A 15,439-nucleotide genomic window follows, 5' to 3' on the forward strand; every position below is an offset into this window, starting at 1 on the left:
TCAATCTGTGGTAATCGAACAAATTAAAATGCCTCAATTAGGTGAGAGTGTTACCGAAGGAACGATCAGCAAGTGGCTTGTTTCCGTTGGCGACAAAGTAAATAAATACGATCCACTTGCAGAAGTCATGACCGACAAAGTAAACGCTGAAGTACCATCCTCATTTTCAGGTATAATTAAAGAATTGATTGCGGTTGAAGGTGATACATTGGCAGTTGGAGAAATTATCTGCACAATTGAAATCGAAGGCGGAGCTGCTGAAGAAGCACCAGCAGCTTCAGATTCTGCAACTACATCAAATGCAAGTGCAACTCCAGCACCAGCACCTGCACAGGAGGAAGGAAGCAAGGCTAGATATTCACCTGCTGTATTGAAGCTGGCTCAGGAAAATAATATTGATTTATCCCTGGTCAAGGGAAGTGGAGCTGGCGGAAGGATTACCCGGAAGGATCTTAAGCAAATGATTGAATCTGGTAATATTCCTCAAGCTTCTTCACAGACCAAAGCACCAAAAGAATCAGCGCAGGTTCAATCTTCACCAGCACAGCCTGCGGCACAAACGCAGCATGCAGCACAGGCACAGCCAGCTGCGCCTGCTCCGTCTGTCCCAGTTGCAGCCGGTGACATCGAAATCCCAGTGACTGGCGTTCGCAAAGCGATTGCGGCGAACATGCTGCGCAGCAAGCATGAAGCTCCGCACGCATGGACTATGGTAGAAGTGGATGTTACGAATCTTGTAGAATACAGGAATGGCCTAAAGGATGACTTCAAGAAAAAAGAAGGCTTCAACCTTACTTTCTTTGCTTTCTTCGTGAAGGCAGTTGCCCAGGCATTGAAGGAATACCCGCAAATCAATTCAATGTGGGCTGGCGATAAGATCATCCAGAAAAAAGATATCAATATTTCAATTGCAGTCGCGACTGACGATGCACTTTTCGTACCTGTCATCAAGAATGCGGATGAAAAAACAATCAAAGGCATTGGCCGTGAAATCAATGAACTTGCTCAAAAGGTACGTGCAGGCAAGCTTCTTTCCGAGGATATGCAAGGCGGAACCTTCACTGTCAACAACACAGGTTCTTTCGGCTCTGTTCAATCAATGGGAATCATCAATTACCCACAGGCAGCGATTCTCCAGGTGGAATCGATCGTAAAGCGCCCTGTAGTGATGAACAACGGCATGATCGCTGTTCGTGATATGGTGAACTTATGTCTGTCTCTTGATCACCGTGTACTGGATGGCCTGGTTTGCGGCCGCTTTCTTGCAAGGGTTAAAGAGATCCTTGAGAGTACATCAAAAGAGACAACGTCCATCTATTAATAATTTACAGAACGCCCAGGAGAACCTGGGCGTTTTAAATTTTCACATAAAATGTCCTTCGTTGCTAGAAAAGCATTCGTATACTAAAATATAGTAGAGTATAAAAATTAGAATTTTACCACATTTTATGGTGAAGGGGGGAAAGCTGTCTGAACTATGGACAGTAAGTTTTATGACGATTGAAAATATGAAAGCTACCTCGTTCAAAGAGGCAACATTTGAAGATTGGCGGGAAAAAGCTGCTGCTTCATTAAAAGGTAAGCCAATTGATTCGCTTTATAACAATACATATGAGGATATTACGCTTAAACCGCTTTATACAAAAGGAGATCTTCCAGATGAATTGGCCGGAGATCTGCCTGGTCAGCCAGATTATAGAAGAGGCATTCAATCACTTGGATACCAGTCGGAATCCTGGCATATAGCAAACCGTGTCTTTTACTCCGATGTCAAGAGCTGAAAGGGAAACTCGATAACGCACTGTCAAAGGGACAAACAGCCATTTCCTTTGATGTAAAACCGCAGTTATTTACCGATAATCGTGAATTAGTGTCATTCCTCTCTTCCTATATAAATAAGTATCCTTTTAGCCTGGACGCTGGAATGCTTCAAACGCCATTGCTTGCAGCTTTGGCTATCGCCAGTAAGGATGCAGGTGTTGCGGAAAAGCTATCAGGTTTCGCTGCAACGGATCCTGTTGCCGAAGCAAGTTTGATTGGTGGACTTCCGACGGAGGAAAATGAATTTTTTGCGAAATGGTCAAAGGTCCTTGAAGAAGCAGCTGAGCAATTACCAGAAGTAAAAACAGTACTGATCAATACCGTCCCTTACAATAGCAGCGGCGCTAATGCAGTGCAGGAACTGGCTATTGCCGTCTCTACCGGAGTTTATCTTCTGCAAAAGCTGCTGGAAAATGGATGGGAATTAAAGAAAGCGTTATCAAAGATTGTATTCCATTTTGCGATTGGTTCAAACTTCTTCATGGAAACTGCCAAGCTTAGAGCTGCCAGGCTGTTGTGGAGCAAAACTGCAGAAGCTTTCGGCGCAGAAAATGAAGACCGGAAAATGGTCATATCTGCAGAAACCTCAAAGTTCACAAAAACTATTTTTGATCCATACGTGAACATGCTCAGGGCAGGAAATGAGACCTTTGCGGCTGTTTTGGGCGGAATCCAATATCTTCACACTGGAAGCTTTGACGAACAAGCAGGATCTGCGAATCTTTTTTCCGAAAGGATTGCCCGAAATACGCAACTGGTGCTTAAATCTGAATCACATCTTGAAAAAGTAGCCGATCCTGCAGGTGGTTCCTGGTATGTTGAGTCACTGACAAAGGAACTGGCTGAAAAGGCATGGGAGATGTTCCTTATAATTAACAGCAAAGGCGGTATCTATGAAACGCTTAAGTCAGGCTGGCTCCAGGAGAAGATTGCGGCGAAAGCTAAAGTCCGCGAACAGGACATTGCTGTACGCAAAAAGAGCATGATTGGAACAAACGTTTATGCGAACCTTTCAGATGATATCAGTGAATCTGTTGTCCAAGAGATACAAAGAGATTATATGATAGACTCTCTTGAAGCCCTCATAGGTAAAATTGTGTCTGAGAGCACTATCAAAGATAGTTTTAAAGAAGTGAAATCAAGCTTTACACCATTAAAATTAAAAAGATTAGCTGAGCCTTATGAAGAATTGAGATTCAAGGCTATGAAACTTGAGAAAAAGGGAGTGGCCCCTGTTGTCGGCCTAATTTGCCTGGGTGAGCTGAAGAAGCATAAGGCAAGGGCAGATTTCATTTCCGGATTATTGTCGGCAGGAGGAATCCACGCTGAAAGAAGCGGCGAGCTGGACACCATTTCAGCAGCGATTGGGTTTATTAACTCGTCGAATGCACGTCAGTTTGTTATTTGCGGGGATCAATCTGCCTACAATTCTTTTGGGCCAGAGCTGGCGCAGGAGATTACAAGGGAGCACGATGTCAAGCTTTACCTGGCAGGCATCCCTGACGAGAAACAAAGCGAATGGAAAACTTCCGGAATTATTGAGTTCCTGCATGTAAGAAGCAATGCAATACAGACTCTATCAGAGATGCTTCAGGAAATGGAGGTGGGCGCAAATGCAAAAGCCTGATTTTACTAAAGTACGTTTGTTTGCTGAGGAAAAGGAAGTCAGCAAGGAACAAGTTGATCATCATATAAAACAAAAAATAGATCATCTGTTATTTGAGACGAATGAGCAAATCAAGGTTAAGCCAGTGTACACAAAAGATGATGTAACATCAACAGAGCATATGGAAGGCATGCCAGGCCTCCCTCCTTTTACGAGGGGACCATATCCCGCCATGTATGTAAACCGTCCATGGACGGTAAGACAGTATGCAGGATTTTCTACTGCGGAAGAAAGCAACGCATTTTACAGGCGAAACCTTGCAATGGGACAAAAAGGTTTGTCTGTTGCCTTTGACCTGGCAACACACCGGGGCTATGATTCTGACCATCCTCGCGTCGAGGGTGACGTCGGGAAAGCAGGAGTTGCGATTGATTCTATTTTAGATATGAAAATTTTGTTTGACGGTATCCCGCTCGACAAATGTCTGTATCAATGACAATGAATGGTGCTGTCCTGCCAATCATGCGTTTTTCATCGTGACTGCCGAAGAACAGGGTGTTACACAGGATCAATTATCCGGGACGATTCAGAATGACATCCTGAAGGAATATATGGTCAGGAACACGTACATATATCCACCAGAAATGTCGATGAAAATCATTGCCGATATCTTCGAGTACACTTCCAAATATATGCCGAAATTCAATTCAATCAGTATTTCAGGCTATCATATGCAGGAAGCCGGTGCTCCCGCGGATATTGAATTGGCTTACACGCTGGCGGACGGTCTTGAATATGTGAGAACTGGCCTTAAGGCTGGCATCGATATTGATTCATTCGCACCACGCTTAAGCTTCTTCTGGGCGATTGGTATGAACTATTTCATGGAAGTAGCCAAAATGAGGGCTGCCCGCTTTATCTGGGCGAAAATGATTAAAACATTCAATCCGAATAACGAAAAGTCGATGGCCTTGAGGACTCATTCGCAAACCTCAGGTTGGAGTCTTACTGAGCAGGATCCATACAATAATGTCATCCGCACATTAATTGAAGCACATGCAGCAGCCATGGGGCATACTCAGTCATTGCACACGAATGCCCTGGATGAGGCGATTGCGCTGCCAACTGATTTTTCAGCGCGCATAGCCCGTAATACACAACTATTTCTTCAGGAAGAAACCGGGATCACAAAGGTTATCGATCCATGGGCTGGCAGTTACTATGTTGAAAGCCTGACCAATTCACTCATCGAACGTGCCTGGGAGCATATCGAAGAAATTGAAGGTCTTGGCGGGATGGCGAAAGCAATTGAAACCGGTCTTCCAAAAATGCGCATCGAAGAAGCGGCCGCAAGGAGACAGGCTCAGATTGACTCTGGAAAAGAAACGATCATCGGCGTAAATAAATATAAGCTGGATCAGGAGGATCCCCTGGAAATCCTCGATATCGATAATACAGCCGTTCGTGCGAAACAGCTTGAAAGACTGAAGCAGCTGAAAGAAAACCGAGATGATGAAAAAGCTGAATCAGCTTTAAATGATTTAGCAAGAGTGGCTGAAACAGGCGAAGGCAACCTTCTGGAATATGCCGTAAAGGCGGCTCGAGCAAGGGCGACACTTGGGGAAATTTCAGATGCAATCGAAAAAACAGCCGGTAGGCATAAAGCAGTTATCCGTTCAGTCAGCGGCGTATACAGCACTGCCTTCACAAATGGTGAGGAGATTGCCGAAGTCCAGCAAATGACACAGGAGTTCCTTGAAAATGAAGGACGCAGGCCGCGTATCATGATTGCGAAGATGGGACAGGATGGACATGACCGCGGAGCAAAGGTCATTTCAACCGCTTTCGCTGATTTAGGATTTGATGTGGATATTGGTCCGCTTTTCCAAACGCCTGCAGAAACAGCAGTCCAGGCAGTAGAAAATGATGTTCATGCCATCGGAATCAGCTCTTTGGCAGCGGGGCATAAAACATTGCTGCCACAGCTAGTGAAAGAGCTGAAAAAATTAGGCCGCGAAGATATTGTCGTGATTGTCGGAGGGGTCATCCCGGCTCAGGATTATCAATTCTTGTATGATAATGGAGCAAGTGCGATTTTTGGTCCGGGAACGGTCATTCCTGTTGCGGCACAGAAGGTTTTACGGACTATTTATGAGCGTCTGGGCTATGAGGAAGTGTCTAGCTAATGGATGATGAGAAAAAGCCGGAATGGTTCGATCCCGAAAAGGCTGATTCGTTTTCAAGTGTAGTGAGGCCTGGAGTGTCAGGCGGAAATGCCCAAATGCCGGCAGCAAAAGCAGGGCGTTTCGTTAAAAAAAAGAATGTACGCAAACTGAATCCAGCCTCGCTTGCTAAAGACATCAAAGCTGGGGACAGGACAGCGCTGGCAAAAGGAATCACATTGATTGAGAGCAATGCGGAGCATGACTTTCAGACGGCTCAAACTCTCTTACAGAAGCTGTTGCCTGACTCGGGACGTTCCATCAGGATTGGCATCACAGGTGTGCCAGGTGCTGGCAAGAGTACCTTTATCGAGAGCTTTGGCAGCTTTTTGTGCGACCTGGGTCATAAAGTTGCAGTTCTGGCTGTGGACCCTACATCCAGCTTGACTGGAGGCAGCATCCTTGGCGATAAGACGAGGATGGAAAAGCTTGCACGGAATCCTAGGGCATTCATCCGACCATCACCTTCTGGAGGAAAACTTGGCGGTGTCCATCGCAAAACGCGGGAAACGATGCTGTTATGTGAAGCAGCTGGCTTCGATGTCATTCTTGTTGAAACGGTTGGTGTTGGTCAAAGTGAGGTCATCGTCAGGGATATGTCGATTTCTTCATGCTTCTCGTACTGACTGGTGCCGGCGATGAACTTCAGGGCATGAAAAAAGGAATCATGGAGCTTGCAGATGCCGTCATTGTGAATAAGGCAGATGGCCTAAATGAGCAAACAGCGAAAAAGACCAAAGAAGAATATAAGAGGATCCTGCATTTCCTGCAGCCTGCGACAAAAGGCTGGCAGACAGCTGCCATGACCAGTTCAGCAATACAAAACAAAGGTATTGATGAGATTTGGAAAACAATCTCAGCCTTTGAGAGTTTAACGAAAGATAGTGGAATATTTGAGGAAAGAAGAAGATTGCAGACAAAAGAGTGGCTGAATGATATAATCATCGATCAGCTTCAGGCAAACTTCTTTCATAACCCAGCAATAAAAAACCTGCTTCCAAAGGTAGAAAATGAAGTCATTTCGGGAAACAGACCAGTAGCTTCAGGTGTCGAGGAGTTATTCAAAGCATTTTTTGAGGCGAAAGAATAAGCTGTCCGATTTGGGCAGCTTTTCGTTATTACAAAAAAAAGCGGACAACGGAATGTTCCGTTGTCCTTCATCTAGGGAGTTTAGGGGTATGGATCTAGCTGTATTGTTACCTTTCCCGAAATCCATAAGAGTTAAACATAATTTGAAAAATTTATTTTAATTGGTATCATATATTTATGTACTAGTTACTATACAGCAGAGGAGAGATGTTTCAATGAGCATGGATTTCAATTTTTTCATGAATGATGTAGTCCGCCAGGCTCGCCAGGAAATCGTGGCAGCTGGATATACAGAATTAACAACGAGCGAGGAAGTAGAACAATCATTTGCTAAAGAAGGCACAACACTTGTGATGGTTAACTCGGTCTGCGGTTGCGCCGGAGGTATTGCCCGCCCTGCAGCAGCTCATGCTGTTCACTATGATAAGCGTCCAGATCATCTTGTGACTGTTTTCGCCGGACAGGATAAGGAAGCGACAGAAAAAGCACGAAGCTATTTTACTGGCTATCCGCCATCATCCCCATCTTTCGCATTGCTGAAGGACGGGAAACTTTGCGCAATGGTCGAACGCCATGAAATCGAAGGGCACGATCCAATGCAAGTCGTAAACAAACTGCAAAATGCATTCGAAGAATATTGCGAAGAAGTATAAGTACTGAAGAATCCCGGTTTTGCCGGGGTTCTTTTTTTTTATAGCTAAAATATATTTTATTTATATTTAAAAATGTTATTGCATATTTATTAATATATGTTAAAATACATTTTAGTTAATAAATATTAGTTGGTGTGCATAAAATAACAAGTTTAATATCTAATACATTAATAAACTTGTATAAAATTACAGAATGGACATTATAGGGGGAAAACAAACAAATGAAAAAGTTAATTTCAGTTTTATTGATGGGCGTTTTATTAATGGGAGTTCTCGCTGCATGCGGGACAAGCACTGAAAAAACATCAGGCGACGGCGGAGAGGAAAAGAAAGTCCTAAAAATGGGTACTTCAGCTGACTATCCTCCGTTTGAATATGTGGAAACAGCTACAAGTGATGAAATCATTGGGTTTGACGTAGATTTAGCAAATCTGATTGCAAATGAATTAGGATATGAAGTAGAAATTACGGATATGGATTTTAACGGACTAATTGGTGCACTTCAGGCCGACCGGGTTGATTTTGTCATGGCAGGCATGACTCCAACTCCTGAGCGTAAAGAGAATGTTGACTTCACTGATGTTTACTATACTGCGAAACATATGATTGTTTCTGCAAAAGACAGCAACATCCAATCAATCGAAGATCTAAATGGAAAGACTGTTGGTGTCCAGCTTTCTTCTATCCAGGAAGAAGAGGCTGAAAAAATCGGTGAAACAGTGGATATCAAGATTGAGAAACGCACAAGGATTCCTGAATTAGTCCAGGAAATCAAAGCCGGGCGCATTGATGCAGCAATTATTGAAGATACAGTAGCAGAGGGCTATTTCAAGAATAATGCTGATCTTGCTGGCTTTACGATTGAAGACGGAAACGAAGAAGAAGCTGGTTCAGCGATCGCCTTCCCTAAAGGAAGCAAGCTGACCGAAGAATTTAACAGGGTTCTTAAAGAAAAGATGGAAAATGGCGAAGTAGACAAGTTGATCGTTAAATGGTTTGGCGGAGAAAAGTAAGAGGTGAACAGGCGTTCAGAATGCTAAGGTCTTCTGGGCGCCTTTCTCCTTCATGAAATAGATAGAGAGGGCTGTTAAGACTATGAATCTTGATTTTACCGCCATCCTTCCTTCATTGCCATATATTCTGAAGGGAATCGGCGTCACTTTGAAAATAGTAATTGTAGCAGGTCTGCTGGGCTTTGCATTTGGAATTGTCCTGGCGATTTTTAAAATCAGTAAATCCAAAGCACTTAATTGGTTTGCGGATGCCTATACATCGATTTTCCGTGGAACCCCGTTAATTCTCCAATTGATGATCATCTATTATGGGCTGCCTCAGCTTATTGGATTCGAGATTGATTCCTATACAGCTGCTGTGGCAGCATTCTCCCTAAACTCTGCGGCCTATATTTCAGAAATCATCAGGGCAGGGATTTTAGCGGTCGATAAAGGGCAAAAAGAAGCCGCGATGGCACTGGGTGTCCCTGGAGAGAGAATGATGCGTGATATCATCCTGCCTCAGGCAATGAAAAACATACTGCCAGCATTGATGAATGAATTCATTACACTTACAAAGGAATCAGCCATCGTTACCGTCATTGCGGTGGATGATATTATGCGCAGATCTTATATCGTCGGCGGCGATCAATACAGGTTTTTTGAACCGCTGATTTTTGCCGGGCTGATTTATTACGTATTGGTCATCTCCTTGACAATGATTGGCAAGGTAGTGGAAAGGAGAATGAGACAGAGTGATTAAAGTAGACGACCTACACAAATCTTTTGGCAAGCTTGAAGTGTTAAAAGGGATTTCAACCACGATCGAAAACGGTGAGGTTGTTGCCATCATCGGGCCATCAGGTTCAGGGAAATCGACTTTCCTTCGCTGCTTAAATCTACTTGAGCAGCCGACAAGCGGCCAGATCTTTATTGGTTCGGATGATATTACCAACAAAAAAACGAACATCATGAAAGTCCGCAAAAATGTCGGGATGGTGTTCCAGCATTTTCATCTCTTTCCGCATATGACCGTATTGCAAAACATCACATATGCACCGATTAAGGTTAAAGGATTGCCTAAGGCAGAAGCTGAAAAGCATGGACTTGAACTTCTTAAAAAGGTTGGGCTTTCCGAAAAAGCAAATGAATATCCAAACAGGCTTTCAGGAGGCCAAAAACAGCGTGTAGCAATTGCCCGGGCACTTGCAATGAATCCGGAAGTCATGCTATTTGATGAGCCAACCTCTGCCCTTGATCCGGAAATGGTCAAAGAAGTTCTCGAAGTTATGAAGTCGCTGGCACACACAGGCATGACAATGGCAATCGTCACCCACGAAATGGGTTTTGCCCGTGAAGTAGCGGACCGTGTGCTGTTCCTTGACGGTGGAGTACTTGTTGAAGATGCCCCTCCAGCAGAATTCTTCAGCAGCCCTAAAAGCAGCAGGGCAAAAGAGTTCCTCGAAAAAATGCTATAAAATACATGCGTTGCTTTTATATAGCGTGAAGCATCTGATAAACTAGTGGATGATCATATCTAGAAAGGTATGATCATCTTTTTATTTTATAGTGAAACGGAAGCTGCATTGCCCGTTTTCCCTTCACAGATCGAACTTAGGTAAAAGGGAATGTACTTGCATTGCGATATTCGAGATTGAGAAGCTTAAGTTTTACTGATAGGAGATAGAATGTGAAATTCAGAATAGGTTATCGGACGTTGAAAACAGCGCTGGGGACGGCGATCTCCATCATCATTGCCCAATACCTTGGCTTGGAGAATTATGTGTCTGCGGGTATCTTGACAATTCTTTGTATCCAGGTGACAAAGAAACGTTCACTGCAGGCTTCATGGCATCGGTTCCAGGCCTGTATCATCGCTATGGCATTCTCAGCGGTATTTTTTGAGGGAATTGCTTATCATCCGCTTGTCATCGGGTTGTTACTGCTGTTTTTCATTCCGACCGTGGTCATGTTTAAAGCAAAGGAAGGCGTAGTCACAAGCAGTGTCATCATCATGCATATATACTCGGCTGAAAAAGTAACTGCAGCACTATTATTGAACGAGCTGGGAATCATTACGATTGGGATTGGTGTCGCATTGATCATGAATTTGTATATGCCAAGTGTCGATAATAAGCTGAAAGAGTACCAAAGAGGAATTGAAGCCCACTTTAAGAAGATTTTCAGTGAAATCGTCCTCTACCTTAAAAATCAGGATTCGAGCTGGGACGGCAGAGAGCTGACGGAGACCGCAAGGCTAATTGAGCAAGCTAAAGGCCTTGCTATCCAGGATGTTGAAAACAATTTTTTACGAGATGAAAATCTCTATTATCAATATTTCAGAATAAGGGAAAAGCAATTCGAAATCATTGAAAGAGTACTTCCATCCATCACTTCTATTCCAAGGCATGTCGAGCAGGCTAATATTGTCGCAGAATTCGTAGAGTCGCTCTCAAGAGGGATTCACCCTGGCAATACAGTACTTATTTATTTGGAAAAATTAATGAGGATGAAAACTGAGTTTGAGAATATGGAGCTTCCTAAAACAAGGGAAGAGTTTGAAGCGAGAGCCGCACTCCTTCATTTTGTTAATGAAATGGAACAGTTCCTTTTGTTGAAACGGTCATTTAAAGGATTGAAAACGGGTGAGGATAAATCTGAAGCTGCCGTGACAAACTAACGGAAATAGACCACGGAGGGATTAATATGCCAGTGTTTATTTCCATGCTTCTAGCAGCTTTCATTTTTTCGCCTATTTGGCCGCTGGGAACCAACCCGATGCCTGGAGATCCATTTGTGATTGTGAATAAACAGACGAATGAGGTGGCGCTGATCAATGAGAACAGAGTCCAGACTGTAGTCAGCGCAGCAACTGGTAAATCAGAGGAGCTGACACCCGAAGGCTTGTTTACTGTCACGGTCAAAGCTCTTGACCCATATTACCGTAAAAAAGATATTCCCGGTGGTGACCCGAATAATCCTCTTGGCAGCAGGTGGATTGGATTCGACGCAGAGGATACGGATGGCCGTATCTACGGTATCCATGGAACAAATGATCCCTCGAGCATCGGCAAAAAAATCTCCCAGGGTTGCGTCCGCCTTCAAAATGAGGCAGTCGAATCATTGTACGATTACATACCATTAGGAACAAAGATCCTGGTTACTTCCACTTCTAAAGACTTTACACAGCTAGGGAAAGAATATGGAGCAATCAGGGAATAAAAAAGGGCTGTCAATTTAATTGACAGCCCTTTGATTATTTTATAGTTATTATAGGAAAGTTGATAATCCCATAAGAAGTTGAAGCGAGCATAGTAAAAAGCATGATGTAAACTACGACCTTCCTGATATTTGGCTTACGCATAATAGAAATCCCCCTTCCAAAGCTTACGCTATCTATCACTATTATTTTACAACCACTTAATGAATTCAACAACCCTTTTAAGAGATACATTTTTGCCATTAATCCACGATTAATATGTTAGTGTAGTATAAAACTGATACTGGATATTATGTCAATCCATATTTCAAAATCAATCATAAATCTACATTAAATAAGAAGGAATTGTGACATTTTTGTCGAATATTAAAACGGTTAAATAAATTTAAATAATATCTGGAGGGAATCACATGATTAAAAAGGTCGACCATATCGGCATTGCTGTCAAATCTCTTGAGCATGCCCTCCCATTTTATACAGATGTGCTAAAACTGCCTTTATTGGGGATTGAGGAAGTAGACAGTGAGAAGGTCAAAGTAGCTTTTCTTAAAGCTGGGGAAACGAAGCTCGAACTCCTAGAACCTTTATCTGAGGAAAGCGCCATCGCCCGTTTTATCGAAAAGCGTGGCGAAGGAATCCACCATGTTGCACTTGGTGTTGATTCAATTCAGGAGCGTATCAATGATATGAAAAAAAATGGCATCAGGATGATTCAGGATGTTCCTAAAAAAGGTGCCGGGGGAGCGCTTGTCGCATTCATGCATCCAAAATCGACAGGAAGCATTTTATACGAACTTTGCGAGAAAAACGGGGAGCTGAATAATATGCCAGACATCTATGAAAAAATTAATGAACTATATGACCGCCGCAGGGAAATCGAACTGGGCGGAGGTGATGAGCGAATTGAGAGGCAACATGAGAAAGGAAAGCTGACAGCACGTGAAAGAATCGAACTGCTTGTTGATCCAGGAAGCTTTGTGGAATTGAATCCTTTCATCCAGCATCGCAGCACAGACTTTGGACTTGAGAACCAGAAGGGTCCTGGGGATGGAGTTGTAACCGGATACGGTAAGGTGAACGGCAGGCCTATTTATTTGTTCTCGCAGGATTTCACCGTTTTCGGAGGAGCTTTAGGTGAAATGCATGCAAAGAAAATCGCCAATGTCATGGATCTGGCAGCCAAAAATGGCGCCCCATTTGTAGGTTGAATGATTCCGGAGGAGCAAGGATTCAGGAAGGTGTTGTTTCGCTCGATGGCTATGGCCATATTTTTTACCGCAACTCAATTTATTCAGGGGTCATACCGCAAATCTCCGTAATCATGGGACCATGCGCAGGCGGTGCCGTTTATTCACCGGCGATTACCGATTTTGTCTTCATGGTTGAGAAGACAAGCCAGATGTTCATCACCGGTCCAAAGGTAATTGAAACGGTTACCGGGGAGAAAATTTCCGCAGAAGATCTGGGCGGTGCAATTGTACATAATACGATCAGCGGCAATGCTCATTTCCATGGCCAGTCAGAAGAAGAAACTCTGGAGCAGGTAAGGCTGCTATTAAGCTATCTGCCGCAAAACTATGAAGAAAAGCCGCCGCGCCTTGAAGCAGATGAAAAGGATGACTATCGTCCAGACCTGACTGATGCCATTCCATTTGACGCTGTCCGTCCGTATGATGTTCGCAAGGTAATTCAGCAAGTGGTCGATACAGATTCATTCCTTGAAATACAAAAGGATTTCGCGAAAAATATCGTCATCGGTCTTGCAAGGATAAAAGGTGAGGTCGTTGGCCTTGTCTGCAACCAGCCAAAGGTGATGGCAGGCGGACTTGATATCGATTCATCCGATAAAGCTCCCGCTTCATCAGGTTATGCGATTCATTCAATATTCCGATTATTACATTTGAAGACGTGACCGGATTCTTCCCAGGCATCAAACAGGAGCATGGCGGTATCATCCGTCATGGCGCGAAAATCCTGTATGCGTATTCAGAAGCAACAGTGCCGAAACTAACCGTTATTTTACGAAAAGCCTACGGTGGCGCATATGTTGCCCTGAACAGCAAATCTATCGGGGCGGATCTTGTGTTTGCATGGCCGAATGCCGAAATTGCCGTAATGGGACCACAGGGAGCAGCCAATATTATCTTTGCAAAGGAAATCCAGAACAGCGATAACCCAGAACAGACAAGGCAGCAGAAGATTGATGAGTATCGTGAGAAATTCGCGAATCCATATGTCGCTGCAAGCCAGGGAATGGTCGATGACGTCATCGATCCTCGCGAAACGCGAATCAAATTGATTCAGTCGCTTGAAATGCTTCGGACAAAGAAAGAAGACAGGCCGGGCAAAAAGCACGGCAACATACCGCTATAGGATTTTGTGTTTGGTGTTGGGATTCAATTAGCGTTATACTCTAATAGTAGATACATAATTGGAGGTCGGCCAGGATGATTAATAACGAACGTTTATTAGATGAATTTTTAGAACTTGTCCAAATTGACTCTGAAACAAAGTATGAAACAGAAATAGCGCGTGTCCTTAAGAAAAAATTCGAGGACCTCGAAGTTGAGGTTTTCGAGGACGATACAACGGCACAAACTGGCCATGGAGCAGGAAATCTGATCTGTACTTTACAAGGCACAAAAGAAGGTGTAGATACAATCTACTTTACTTCTCATATGGATACTGTCATTCCTGCCAAGGGAGTTAAGCCATCCATTAAAGATGGGTATGTTGTGTCTGATGGAAGTACAATCCTTGGAGCTGATGATAAGACTGGACTTGCGGTCATGCTTGAGACAATCCGTGTCCTGAAGGAACAATCAATTCCGCACGGAACAATCCAGTTCATTATTACGGTTGGAGAAGAATCAGGTCTCGTTGGCGCAAAAGCATTGGATTATTCTTTGGTAAAAGCGAAATATGGATATGCGCTTGATAGTGATGGTAAGGTTGGAAACATTATTGTTGCAGCCCCAACGCAAGCAAAGGTAGCAGCTGTCATCCATGGTAAGACTGCTCACGCAGGTGTTGCCCCAGAAAAAGGTGTTTCCGCTATCACGATTGCTGCCAAGGCTGTTGCAAGAATGCCGCTTGGCCGTATTGATGAGGAAACTACTGCGAATATCGGACGCTTCCAGGGCGGTACACAGACAAATATTGTCTGCGACCATGTAGAGATCCTTGCAGAAGCCCGTTCTCTTATTCCTGAAAAGATGGAAGCTCAAGTGGCTAAAATGAAAGAAGCATTCGAATCAGCTGCACAGGAAATGGGCGGCAAGGCAGATGTCGATGTCCAGGTTATGTACCCTGGCTTCAAATTCGGCGAAGGCGACCTTGTCGTTGAGCTTGCTAAAAAAGCAGCCGCAAAAATCGGCCGAAGCTCAGAATTGCTGCACAGTGGCGGCGGAAGCGATGCAAACGTCATTGCCGGCTTTGGCGTACCAACAGTCAATCTTGCTGTAGGATATGAAGAAATCCACACAACAAACGAAAGAATGCCAATTGAAGAGCTTAACAAGCTTGCCGAGATGGTCATCGCGTTGATTGAAGAAGTAGCAGCACAATAAGAATTAAAGGGCTTCCCGCGGGGAGCCCTTTGTTTATTTTATTTGGAGAATATAAAATCCAATTTGGGATGTTCAACACCATTATATTGTGGAAGCCCTATGAAAAAGTGGCCTAAGAGTTTTAATAGACATTTTAAAAAGAGTGAGCCCACGAAATGTCCAATAACTAAGGTTTAATAGACATTTTGAAAAGAGGAAGCCCTCGAAATGTCCAATAAACAAGGTTTAATAGACATTTCGGAAAGAGTGAGCCCACGAAATGTCCAA

General features: G+C 43.7%; 11 protein-coding genes and 4 pseudogenes. 14 read left to right on the forward strand and 1 reads right to left on the reverse strand.

The genetic code is table 11. The annotated features are described in order from the left end of the window. The first annotated feature begins 7 nt into the window (after positions 1–7). The 11 genes and pseudogenes from JCM21738_RS13190 to JCM21738_RS13235 all read left to right on the forward strand — a co-directional run bounded on the left by JCM21738_RS13190 (position 8) and on the right by JCM21738_RS13235 (position 11,605). Positions 8–1,321 carry a dihydrolipoamide acetyltransferase family protein gene (locus JCM21738_RS13190; RefSeq protein ID WP_023627403.1) on the forward strand — a complete coding sequence of 438 codons (1,314 nt, stop codon included), beginning with the start codon at positions 8–10 and terminating at the stop codon, positions 1,319–1,321. Positions 1,322–1,493: 172 nt separating this feature from the next. Beyond that, positions 1,494–1,781: a methylmalonyl-CoA mutase family protein gene (locus JCM21738_RS22535; protein WP_052019710.1), complete on the forward strand. Its 288-nt coding sequence runs from the start codon at positions 1,494–1,496 to the stop codon at positions 1,779–1,781. Positions 1,782–1,924: 143 nt separating this feature from the next. Next, a complete protein-coding gene (locus JCM21738_RS13195) occupies positions 1,925–3,448 on the forward strand; it encodes a methylmalonyl-CoA mutase family protein (RefSeq protein WP_052019712.1) in 1,524 nt (507 codons plus the stop codon). Continuing rightward, positions 3,435–5,613: pseudogene (gene scpA, locus JCM21738_RS13200) on the forward strand (methylmalonyl-CoA mutase). The gene JCM21738_RS13195 and the pseudogene scpA overlap by 14 nt, the downstream one beginning before the upstream one ends. Then, positions 5,613–6,739, forward strand: a pseudogene (gene meaB, locus JCM21738_RS13205) (methylmalonyl Co-A mutase-associated GTPase MeaB). Before scpA ends, meaB begins: the two co-directional pseudogenes overlap by 1 nt. A 214-nt stretch (positions 6,740–6,953) precedes the next feature. Then, the gene (locus JCM21738_RS13210) at positions 6,954–7,391 is read left to right on the forward strand and encodes a BrxA/BrxB family bacilliredoxin (RefSeq protein ID WP_023627407.1); all 438 of its coding nucleotides are present in this window, start codon (positions 6,954–6,956) and stop codon (positions 7,389–7,391) included. Between the two features lie 221 nt (positions 7,392–7,612). Continuing rightward, positions 7,613–8,404: a transporter substrate-binding domain-containing protein gene (locus JCM21738_RS13215; protein ID WP_023627408.1), complete on the forward strand. Its 792-nt coding sequence runs from the start codon at positions 7,613–7,615 to the stop codon at positions 8,402–8,404. An 82-nt stretch (positions 8,405–8,486) separates the two neighbouring features. Beyond that, the gene (locus tag JCM21738_RS13220) at positions 8,487–9,146 is read left to right on the forward strand and encodes an amino acid ABC transporter permease (protein ID WP_023627409.1); all 660 of its coding nucleotides are present in this window, start codon (positions 8,487–8,489) and stop codon (positions 9,144–9,146) included. Next, a complete protein-coding gene (locus JCM21738_RS13225) occupies positions 9,139–9,861 on the forward strand; it encodes an amino acid ABC transporter ATP-binding protein (protein WP_023627410.1) in 723 nt (240 codons plus the stop codon). Before JCM21738_RS13220 ends, JCM21738_RS13225 begins: the two co-directional genes overlap by 8 nt. Positions 9,862–10,073: 212 nt before the next feature. Then, positions 10,074–11,063 carry an aromatic acid exporter family protein gene (locus JCM21738_RS13230; RefSeq protein ID WP_023627411.1) on the forward strand — a complete coding sequence of 330 codons (990 nt, stop codon included), beginning with the start codon at positions 10,074–10,076 and terminating at the stop codon, positions 11,061–11,063. 26 nt (positions 11,064–11,089) lie between these two features. Then, a complete protein-coding gene (locus tag JCM21738_RS13235; RefSeq protein WP_023627412.1) occupies positions 11,090–11,605 on the forward strand; it encodes a L,D-transpeptidase in 516 nt (171 codons plus the stop codon). A 34-nt stretch (positions 11,606–11,639) separates the two neighbouring features. Here the strand turns inward: JCM21738_RS13235 and prli42 are convergent, their stop codons facing one another. Continuing rightward, a complete protein-coding gene (gene prli42, locus JCM21738_RS27385) occupies positions 11,640–11,846 on the reverse strand; it encodes a stressosome-associated protein Prli42 (RefSeq protein ID WP_156315521.1) in 207 nt (68 codons plus the stop codon). A 167-nt stretch (positions 11,847–12,013) separates the two neighbouring features. On the opposite strand from prli42, the pseudogene mce reads away from it, so the two are divergent. The 3 genes and pseudogenes from mce to JCM21738_RS13250 all read left to right on the forward strand — a co-directional run. After that, positions 12,014–12,409 (forward strand): annotated as a pseudogene (gene mce / locus JCM21738_RS13240) (methylmalonyl-CoA epimerase); the annotation flags it as partial. Positions 12,410–12,427: 18 nt separating this feature from the next. Beyond that, positions 12,428–13,976 (forward strand): annotated as a pseudogene (locus JCM21738_RS13245) (acyl-CoA carboxylase subunit beta). Between the two features lie 74 nt (positions 13,977–14,050). Then, positions 14,051–15,172, forward strand: coding sequence for a tripeptidase T (locus JCM21738_RS13250; RefSeq protein WP_023627416.1), 1,122 nt, complete (start codon positions 14,051–14,053; stop codon positions 15,170–15,172). Positions 15,173–15,439: the final 267 nt, after the last annotated feature.

Source organism: Mesobacillus boroniphilus JCM 21738, from assembly GCF_000517385.1.
Taxonomy (GTDB): domain Bacteria; phylum Bacillota; class Bacilli; order Bacillales; family Cytobacillaceae; genus Mesobacillus; species Mesobacillus boroniphilus.

Excerpts from the sequence above, each read along its gene's own strand:
- JCM21738_RS22535 (WP_052019710.1), top strand. The coding sequence starts at position 1,494 with ATGACGATTGAAAATATGAAAGCTACCTCGTTCAAAGAGGCAACATTT.
- JCM21738_RS13195 (WP_052019712.1), top strand. The coding sequence starts at position 1,925 with ATGCTTCAAACGCCATTGCTTGCAGCTTTGGCTATCGCCAGTAAGGAT.
- JCM21738_RS13210 (WP_023627407.1), top strand. The coding sequence starts at position 6,954 with ATGAGCATGGATTTCAATTTTTTCATGAATGATGTAGTCCGCCAGGCT.
- JCM21738_RS13215 (WP_023627408.1), top strand. The coding sequence starts at position 7,613 with ATGAAAAAGTTAATTTCAGTTTTATTGATGGGCGTTTTATTAATGGGA.
- JCM21738_RS13220 (WP_023627409.1), top strand. The coding sequence starts at position 8,487 with ATGAATCTTGATTTTACCGCCATCCTTCCTTCATTGCCATATATTCTG.
- JCM21738_RS13235 (WP_023627412.1), top strand. The coding sequence starts at position 11,090 with ATGCCAGTGTTTATTTCCATGCTTCTAGCAGCTTTCATTTTTTCGCCT.
- prli42 (WP_156315521.1), bottom strand. The coding sequence starts at position 11,846 with ATGGCAAAAATGTATCTCTTAAAAGGGTTGTTGAATTCATTAAGTGGT.
- JCM21738_RS13250 (WP_023627416.1), top strand. The coding sequence starts at position 14,051 with ATGATTAATAACGAACGTTTATTAGATGAATTTTTAGAACTTGTCCAA.